Origin of the sequence: Saccharothrix sabaoui (assembly GCF_051756985.1) — a bacterium.
GTDB lineage: Bacteria > Actinomycetota > Actinomycetes > Mycobacteriales > Pseudonocardiaceae > Actinosynnema.
Window position 1 is genome coordinate 1 of the sequence record NZ_JBPKJK010000261.1, and the last position, 7926, is coordinate 7926.

General features: G+C 72.0%; 9 protein-coding genes. 2 read left to right on the forward strand and 7 right to left on the reverse strand.

Features of this window, described 5'->3' with window-relative positions; genetic code table 11:
• The coding region (rlmN, locus tag ACR807_RS40015; protein ID WP_438926756.1) for a dual-specificity RNA methyltransferase RlmN at positions 1-1101 on the reverse strand (1101 nt) is incomplete at its 3' end.
• Between the two features lie 207 nt (positions 1102-1308).
• On the opposite strand from rlmN, the gene ACR807_RS40020 reads away from it, so the two are divergent.
• The gene (locus tag ACR807_RS40020; protein WP_438926757.1) at positions 1309-1977 is read left to right on the forward strand and encodes a PadR family transcriptional regulator; all 669 of its coding nucleotides are present in this window, start codon (positions 1309-1311) and stop codon (positions 1975-1977) included.
• A gap of 6 nt (positions 1978-1983) precedes the next feature.
• Here ACR807_RS40020 and ACR807_RS40025 read toward each other — a convergent pair whose 3' ends face one another.
• Both ACR807_RS40025 and ACR807_RS40030 read right to left on the reverse strand, forming a co-directional pair.
• Positions 1984-2967: an aldo/keto reductase gene (locus ACR807_RS40025; protein ID WP_438926758.1), complete on the reverse strand. Its 984-nt coding sequence runs from the start codon at positions 2965-2967 to the stop codon at positions 1984-1986.
• A gap of 62 nt (positions 2968-3029) precedes the next feature.
• A complete protein-coding gene (locus tag ACR807_RS40030; protein ID WP_438926759.1) occupies positions 3030-3776 on the reverse strand; it encodes a class I SAM-dependent methyltransferase in 747 nt (248 codons plus the stop codon).
• 82 nt (positions 3777-3858) lie between these two features.
• Here ACR807_RS40030 and ACR807_RS40035 point away from each other — a divergent pair, with 82 nt between their 5' ends.
• The gene (locus tag ACR807_RS40035; RefSeq protein ID WP_438926760.1) at positions 3859-4650 is read left to right on the forward strand and encodes a VOC family protein; all 792 of its coding nucleotides are present in this window, start codon (positions 3859-3861) and stop codon (positions 4648-4650) included.
• Between the two features lie 10 nt (positions 4651-4660).
• Here the strand turns inward: ACR807_RS40035 and ACR807_RS40040 are convergent, their stop codons facing one another.
• The 4 genes from ACR807_RS40040 to tsf form a co-directional block, all read right to left on the reverse strand.
• Positions 4661-5518, reverse strand: coding sequence for a phosphatidate cytidylyltransferase (locus tag ACR807_RS40040; protein ID WP_438926762.1), 858 nt, complete (start codon positions 5516-5518; stop codon positions 4661-4663).
• 115 nt (positions 5519-5633) lie between these two features.
• Positions 5634-6191: a ribosome recycling factor gene (gene frr, locus ACR807_RS40045; protein ID WP_438926761.1), complete on the reverse strand. Its 558-nt coding sequence runs from the start codon at positions 6189-6191 to the stop codon at positions 5634-5636.
• 45 nt (positions 6192-6236) lie between these two features.
• Positions 6237-6947, reverse strand: coding sequence for a UMP kinase (pyrH, locus tag ACR807_RS40050; RefSeq protein WP_438926763.1), 711 nt, complete (start codon positions 6945-6947; stop codon positions 6237-6239).
• Between the two features lie 148 nt (positions 6948-7095).
• Positions 7096-7911: a translation elongation factor Ts gene (gene tsf / locus ACR807_RS40055; protein ID WP_438926764.1), complete on the reverse strand. Its 816-nt coding sequence runs from the start codon at positions 7909-7911 to the stop codon at positions 7096-7098.
• Between the last annotated feature and the right edge of the window lie 15 nt (positions 7912-7926).

Sequence of the window (7926 nt, forward strand, 5' to 3'; positions counted from 1 at the left end):
CTCCGCCGCCAGCTGCCCGCACGCCGCCGCGATCTCCTGGCCCCTCGTGTCGCGCACGGTGCACTCGACGCCCTGCTCCTTGACCCGCCGCACGAACTCGCGCTCCACCGGCTTCGGCGACGCGTCCCACTTCGAGCCCGGCGTCGGGTTCAGCGGGATGACGTTCACGTGCACCAGCGGGCCCAGATACCTGCGCAGCAGCTTGCCGAGCAGGTCCGCGCGCCAGCCCTGGTCGTTGATGTCGCGGATCAGGGCGTACTCGATCGACACCCGCCGGCCCGTCTTGTCGGCGTAGCCGCGCGCCGCCTCCAGGACCTCGGCGACCTTCCAGCGCGTGTTGACCGGGACCAGGGTGTCGCGCAGCTCGTCGTCCGGCGTGTGCAGCGACACCGCGAGCCTGACCTGGAGGTCCTCCTCGGTCAGCTTCCGGATGGCGGGCACCAGGCCGACCGTCGACACGGTCACCGAGCGCTGCGAGATGCCCAGGCCGGACGGCGCCGGGTCGCAGATGCGGTGCACGGCCTCGACCACGCGCTTGTAGTTGGCCAGCGGCTCGCCCATGCCCATGAACACGATGTTCGACAGGCGCCCGGGACCGCCGGGCAGCTGGCCGTCGCGCATGGCCGCCGCGCCCCGCCGCACCTGGTCGACGATCTCGGCCGTCGACAGGTTGCGGGTCAGGCCGCCCTGGCCGGTGGCGCAGAACGGGCACGCCATGCCGCAGCCGGCCTGCGACGAGATGCACAGGGTGGCGCGGTCCGGGTAGCGCATCAGGACGCTCTCGACGAGCGTGCCGTCGTGGCCGCGCAGCAGCGTCTTGCGGGTCGTGCCGCCGTCGGCCTCGACGCTGCGCAGCTCGGTCCACAGGGGTGGCATGAGGTCGGACACCAGGCGGTCGCGCGTGGCGGCCGGGATGTCGGTCATCGCGTCGGGGTCGACGGTGAGCCGGGAGAAGTAGTGGTTCGACAGCTGCGCGGCGCGGAACGGCTTCTCACCGAGCGCGACGACGGCCTCCCGGCGCTGGTCGGCGGAGAGGTCGGCGAGGTGGCGCGGCGGCAGGCCGCGCTTGGGCGCGTCGAAGACGAGGGGGAGGGCAGTCATAGCACCTCCAGTGTCCCACGACCGCACCGCTCCCCCGGACCACGTGGACCGTGTGCCCGAACACGCTGAGCGACCACCGCCACCGTGACCGGTGACACTGGGTCAGACGCACTATCGCCGTTGCATCGCGATACGTTCCGATATATCGTCGACACGTCACAACCGATCGGTACCGATACCCGGTACGCGACCACGAGGAGCGAGAAGATGCGTTTCCACCACGAGCGCGGCGGACACCGGCACGACCACCTGCACCAGCGCGACCGCGGGTTCGGCGACCCGCGCGGCGGGGGCTTCGGCGGCTTCGGGGCGTTCCCGCCCGGGCCGGTGGTGCCCCCCGGGCCGCCTGCGCCGCACGAACCGCCCGGGTTCTTCGGCCACGGCAGGGGCCGCGGCCGCGGGGGCAGGCAGCGGAAGGGGAACGTGCGCGCCGCCGTGCTCACGTTGCTCGCCGAACGGCCGATGCACGGCTACGAGATGATCCAGGAGATCGGCCGGCGCACCGACGGCCTCTGGCGGCCCAGCCCGGGCTCGGTCTACCCGACCCTGCAACTGCTGGCCGACGAGGGCCTGGTCGCCTCCGCCGAGGAGGCGGGCGGCAAGAAGCTGTTCACGCTGACCGGGTCCGGGCAGGAGGAGGCCGCGAAGCTGGGGGGCGTGCCGCCGTGGCAGCAGGTCAACGACGACCTGGACCAGCACGACGCGAAGCTGCGCACGACGGCGCGCCACCTGGGCGCGGCGATGCAGCAGATGGCCCACGCGGGCACGCGCGAGCAGAAGAGCCGCGCCGTCGAGGTCCTCAACGAGGCTCGCCGCAGGCTCTACGCGATCCTGGGCGAGCTCGACGTCGAGGAGGACGACGCGGACGAGGGGTGAGGCCGCCTACCAGCGGTCGTGCACCAGGGGCCGGATGAGCGAGTCGTACACGGCCCGCACCTCGTCCTGGGCGTCCGCGGACAGCGGCGGGAGGTCCGCGGCGGCCGAGTTGGCGCGCGCCTGCTCGGCGTTGCGGGCCCCCGGGATCACCACGGTCACGCCGGGCTGGTCCACGATCCACCGCAGCGCGAACTGCGCCAGGGTCGCCCCGGCGGGCACGAGGGGCCGCAGCCGCTCCACCGCCTCCAGGCCCACCTCGAACGGCACGCCGGAGAACGTCTCGCCGACGTCGAACGCGTCGCCGTTGCGGTTGTAGTTGCGGTGGTCGTCCTCGCCGAACGTGGTCGACGCCGTGTACTTGCCGGACAGCAGGCCGGAGGCGAGCGGCACGCGGGCGATGACCGCCACGCCCGCCTCGGCCGCCGCCGGGAGCACCCGCTCCAGGGGCTTGAGGCGCAGCGCGTTGAGGATGATCTGCACGCTCGCCACGTTCGGCCGCGCGAGGGCGGTCAGCGCCTCCTCGACCGTCTCCACGCTCACGCCGTAGGCGGCGATCCGCTTGGCGTCGACCATCTCGTCGAGGGTGTCGAACACCTCGTCGGTGGAGTACACCGGCGTCGGCGGGCAGTGCAGCTGCACCAGGTCGAGCGTGTCCACGCCGAGGTTCGCGCGGGACCGGTCGTTCCAGGCCAGGAAGTTCTCGCGGGAGTAGTTCGCGGGCACCTGCTCGACGCGGCGGCCCATCTTGGTGGCCACGGTGATGCCCGCGTCGCCGCGCTCGCGCAGGAACTTGCCGACCAGGGTCTCGCTGCGGCCGTCGCCGTAGACGTCGGCGGTGTCGAAGAAGTTCACCCCGGAGTCGGCGGCGGCGTGCAGCACGGCGAGCGCGTCGGACTCCTCGACCTGCCCCCAGTCCGCGCCGAGCTGCCAGCACCCCAGACCGACGACGCCGACCTGACGACCCAACCTGCCCGCGTTCCTGTTCTCCACGGCGCAATCCTAGGTGAACGCCCCCACCACCGCCGCCGGGGAGGAAGCCCGGGACGCGCGCCTCAGGGCAGCACCAACCCGGTGGGCTTGCGCCGCACGTGCAGCCGGTAGCCGACCTCGAACGACAGGCCGGGCGTCTCGGCGATCGCCCGCTCGGCCACCGCCGCGGAGAACTCGATCCGCAGCACCGCCTCCAGGTCCTCGCGCCGCTCGAAGCGCCACCGCGCGCGCACCCGGCGCAGCGAGAAGCCCTGCTCGGCGAAGAACCGCTCGACGCCCGCCGGGTCGTAGCGGGGCTCGTCCGCGCACAGCCACGGCCCGTAGGGCGCGGCCGAGCCGTCCAGGTCCACGACCGCGAGCGCGCCGCCGGGCCGCAGCACCCGGTCGGCCTCCCGGATGCCCGGTTCGCAGCCGGGGCCGAAGAAGTACGCCGTGCGCGCGTGCACCAGGTCCGCGGACGCGTCGCGCAGCGGCAGCCGCTGGGCGGGTCCGGCGAGGACCGACGCGCCCGGCACGTCCGCGACCCGCGCGCGGGCCCGGCGCACCAGCGGCGCGTGCGGCTCGACGCCGACCACCGACGCGGCGTCGCGGGCGAGGACCGGCAGGTGGAAACCGTCGCCGCAGCCCACGTCGACCACGTCCCGGCCCGTCCAGTCGCACTCCTCGCGCAGCGCGGCCCAGATGGCGCCGTCCGCGTCCTGCGCGCGGTTCTCGACCTCGTAGACCTCCGGCCAGTGCCAGATGTTGGGGCTCGGCAGCACGTCGGCCGGGCGGACGGCGGCCAGGGCGGCGCGTACTAATCCCTTCACGGGACGACTCTAGAGCCGTAGCGTGATCGAAAGGCCGTCGAGCAGGAGGTACGCGGTGTCCATCGTCCCGAATTCTCCCGCTTTGGCCGAATTGCACCACGGCGCGCCGTGCTGGGTGGACATCGCCACCACCGACCTCCAGGCGAGCATCGACTTCTACACGGGCCTGTTCGGCTGGTACTACGCCGCCGACACCGGGGGCCGCACCATCGCCGTCGTGGACGGCATGCCGGTCGCCGAGCTGGTCCCGGCGTCCCGCCCGAGCGCGTGGACGCTCTACCTCGGCACCCCGCACGCCCGCGCCACCGCCGAGAAGGCGCACGCGCTGGGCGGCACGGTCCTGGGCGAGCCGACCGAGGTGTCCACCGTGCTCCTCGACCCGTCCGGCGCGGCGATCGGGTTCCGGCACGTGCCGCCGGACTGGGTGTTCGGCACCAACGGCCACGGCGCGTACGCGTGGGCCGAGCTGAACACGCGCGACGGGCAGGCCGCGGACGCGTTCTTCCACGAGCTGTGCGGCTTCGAGATCACCCAGATCGGTGACGGTCACGCGGTGGACTACACGCTGTGGGCCGTCGAGGGCGAGACCGTCCTCGGCCGGCAGCGGATGGGCCGCGCGTTCGCCCCGGACACCCCGCCGCACTGGATGGTGTACTTCACCGCCGCGCCCGAGATCGGCACGGACTCCGTCGCGTCCCGCGTGCTGGAGCTGGGCGGGCAGATCACCGTGGAGCCGTACGACACGCCGTTCGGCCGCGTCACCGCGGTCGCCGACCACGTGGGCTCGGTGTTCTCGGTGATCGACCCGTCGCGCAGCTCGCCGCTGTCCGACGACGAGGTCGGGTCGGCGATCGACGACCCGTACGACGAGTGAACCCGGGGTACTAGGACGGCACGAACGTGTGCAGCAGCAGCCAGGCCACCACGGCCGACGGCAGCAGCGAGTCCATCCGGTCCATCAGGCCGCCGTGGCCGGGCAGCAGCGTGCCCATGTCCTTGACGCCCAGGTCGCGCTTGATCAGCGACTCGACCAGGTCGCCCGCGGTGGCCGTGACGACGAGCGCGGCGCCGAACAGGACGCCCTGCCACCACTGGCCGTCGAGCATCACGCCGACGGTGAGCGCGCCGCCGACCGTGCCCGCCACCAGCGAGCCGCCGAAGCCCTCCCAGGACTTCTTCGGGCTGATGGCGGGTGCCATCGGGTGCCTGCCCAGGAACACGCCCGCCGCGTAGCCGCCGGTGTCCGACAGCACGACGCCGATCAGGAACGCCAGGACGCGGAACACGCCGTCGTCCGGCACGACCAGCATCACCGCGAACGCGGCGAACACCCCCACGTAGGCCACCGTGAAGATCGACGCGGTGACGTCGCGCAGGTAGCCGTCGGCGCCGTCCTTGAGCCGCCACAGCAGGCAGACCAGCATCGTCACGACGAACGCGCTGAGCACGCCGCCGCGCTCGAACGGCCAGGCCAGCCAGACGACGGCCTGCGAGCCGAGCAGCACGGGCACCAGGGCGACCTTGATGCCCGCGCCGCGCTTCAGGGCGCCGGCCAGCTCGTACACCGACACGGCGACGGCTAGCGCCACGACGCCCACGAACAGCTGGCGCACGGTGAACAGCGACACGAGGATGACCGCGCCCAGCCCGACGCCCACGCCGATGGCCGCGGGCAGGTTGCGCCCCGCGCGGGACGGGGACGCGCCCCCGGTCGGCGCGCCCCCGGTCGACGCGCCCGCCACCGGGGCGCCCTGCTCACCGCCGCCTGACACCTGCTGTGCTCCTATCACGGCCGTCGACCGGCCAAGCGAAAAGCCCGCGGCCGACTACCCGACCGGGTGAACCGACACGACCCGACTAGACCTCGAGCAGCTCGGCTTCCTTGTGCTTGACCAGCTCCTCGACCTGGGTGACGTACCGGTGGGTGACGTTCTCCAGCTCCTTCTCGGCGCGGGAGCCGTCGTCCTCGCCGACCTCGCCGTCCTTGACCAGGCGGTCCAGCTCCTCCTTGGCCTTGCGGCGGATGTTGCGGATGGACACCTTGGCGTCCTCGCCCTTGCCCTTGGCGACCTTGACCATCTCGCGGCGGCGCTCCTCGGACAGCTGCGGGATCACCACGCGGATGATCGAGCCGTCGTTGCTGGGGTTGACGCCCAGGTCGGAGTCGCGGATGGCCTTCTCGACCGAGTTGAGCTGGGTCGCGTCGTAGGGCTTGATGACCGCCATGCGCGCCTCCGGGATGGCGACGCTGGCCAGCTGGTTCAGGGGCGTGGGCGAACCGTAGTACTCGACGACGATGCGGGAGAACATCGAGGGGTTGGCGCGGCCGGTGCGGACCGAGGCGAGGTCCTCCTTCGCCACGGACACCGCTTTTTCCATCTTCTCCTCGGCGTCGAGGAGGGTCTCGTCGATCACGGCTGACTCCCTTGTGTGCGCTGTTCGGCTCGAATCCCAGCAGGTCTAGAAGGACGGGCGACCACCGGGGGTGCTCACCAGCGTCCCGATCTTCTCACCGCGCACGGCGCGCGCGATGTTCCCCTCGGTGAGCAGGTTGAACACCATGATCGGCATGTTGTTGTCCATGCACAGGCTGAACGCGGTCGCGTCCGCGACGTTCAGGCCGCGTTCGAGCACCTCCCGGTGCGTGATGCTGTCGAACATCAGCGCGTCCGGGTCGACCTTGGGGTCGGCGGTGTAGATGCCGTCCACGGCCTTCGCCATCAGGACGACCTCGCAGCCGATCTCCAGCGCGCGCTGGGCGGCGGTCGTGTCGGTGGAGAAGTACGGCATGCCCGCGCCGCCGCCGAAGATCACCACGCGGCCCTTGTCGAGGTGCCGCATCGCCCGGCGGGGGATGTAGGACTCGGCGACCTGGCCCATCGTGATGGCGGTCTGCACGCGCGTGTCGATGCCGTGCTCGCGCTCCAGGAAGTCCTGGAGGGCGAGGCAGTTCATCACCGTGCCGAGCATGCCCATGTAGTCGGCGCGGCTGCGGTCCATGCCGCGCTGCTGGAGCTCCGCGCCGCGGAAGAAGTTGCCGCCACCGATGACGACGGCGACCTGGACCCCTGTTCGGACGACCGCGGCGATCTGGCGCGACACCGTCTGCACGACGTCCGGGTCGACGCCGACACCGCCACCGCCGAACATCTCGCCGCCCAGCTTGAGCATCACGCGGCGGTAGCCGGCGACCGGCTCCTCCTCGCGGGCTCCCGGGCCGTCCACCTCTGGGTTGTCTGCCTCTGGGCTCACGGGTCCTCCTCTGGACACGGCAAGGGCGGGGTCGCGACGTGTGCGCGCAACCCCGCCCTCACGTGGATCAGGCCTGGCCGACCTCGAACCGGGCGAAGCGGGTCACGGTGACCCCGGCCTCGTCCAGCACGGCCTTGACGGTCTTCTTCGACTCCGTCACCGACGGCTGCTCCAGGAGCACCACGTCCTTGAAGAAGCCGTTCACGCGACCTTCGACGATCTTGGGCAGCGCCGCCTCCGGCTTGCCCTCCTCGCGGGAGGTCTCCTCGGCGATGCGGCGCTCGTGGGCCACCACGTCCGCCGGGACCTCGTCGCGGGTGAGGTACTGCGGGCGCATCGCGGCGATCTGCATCGCGGCGCCGCGCGCGGCCTCCTCGTTGTCACCGGTGTACTCGACGACGACGCCCACGGCCGGGGGCAGGTCGGCGGCACGGCGGTGCAGGTAGGTGGTGACGGTGCCGTCGAACACGGCGACCTTGGCCACTTCCAGCTTCTCGCCGATCTTGGCGGAGAACTCCTGGACGACCGCGTCGACGTTCTTGCCGTCCAGGTCGGCGGCCTTGAGGGCCTCGGCGTCGGCCGGGCGGGTGGCCTTGGCGACCGCGACGATCCGGGAGGCCAGCTCCTGGAAGTCGGCGTTCTTGGCGACGAAGTCGGTCTCGCAGCGCAGCTCGATCATCACGCCGTCCTCGGCCACGACCAGGCCGTTGGAGGTCGTGCGCTCGGCGCGCTTGCCGACGTCCTTCGCACCCTTGATGCGCAGGATCTCGACCGCCTTGTCGAAGTCGCCCTCGGCTTCCTCGAGCGCCTTCTTGCAGTCCATCATGCCTGCGGCGGTGAGCTCGCGGAGGCGCTTCACGTCAGCGGCGGTGTAGTTCGCCATCGTGCTGAATCCGTT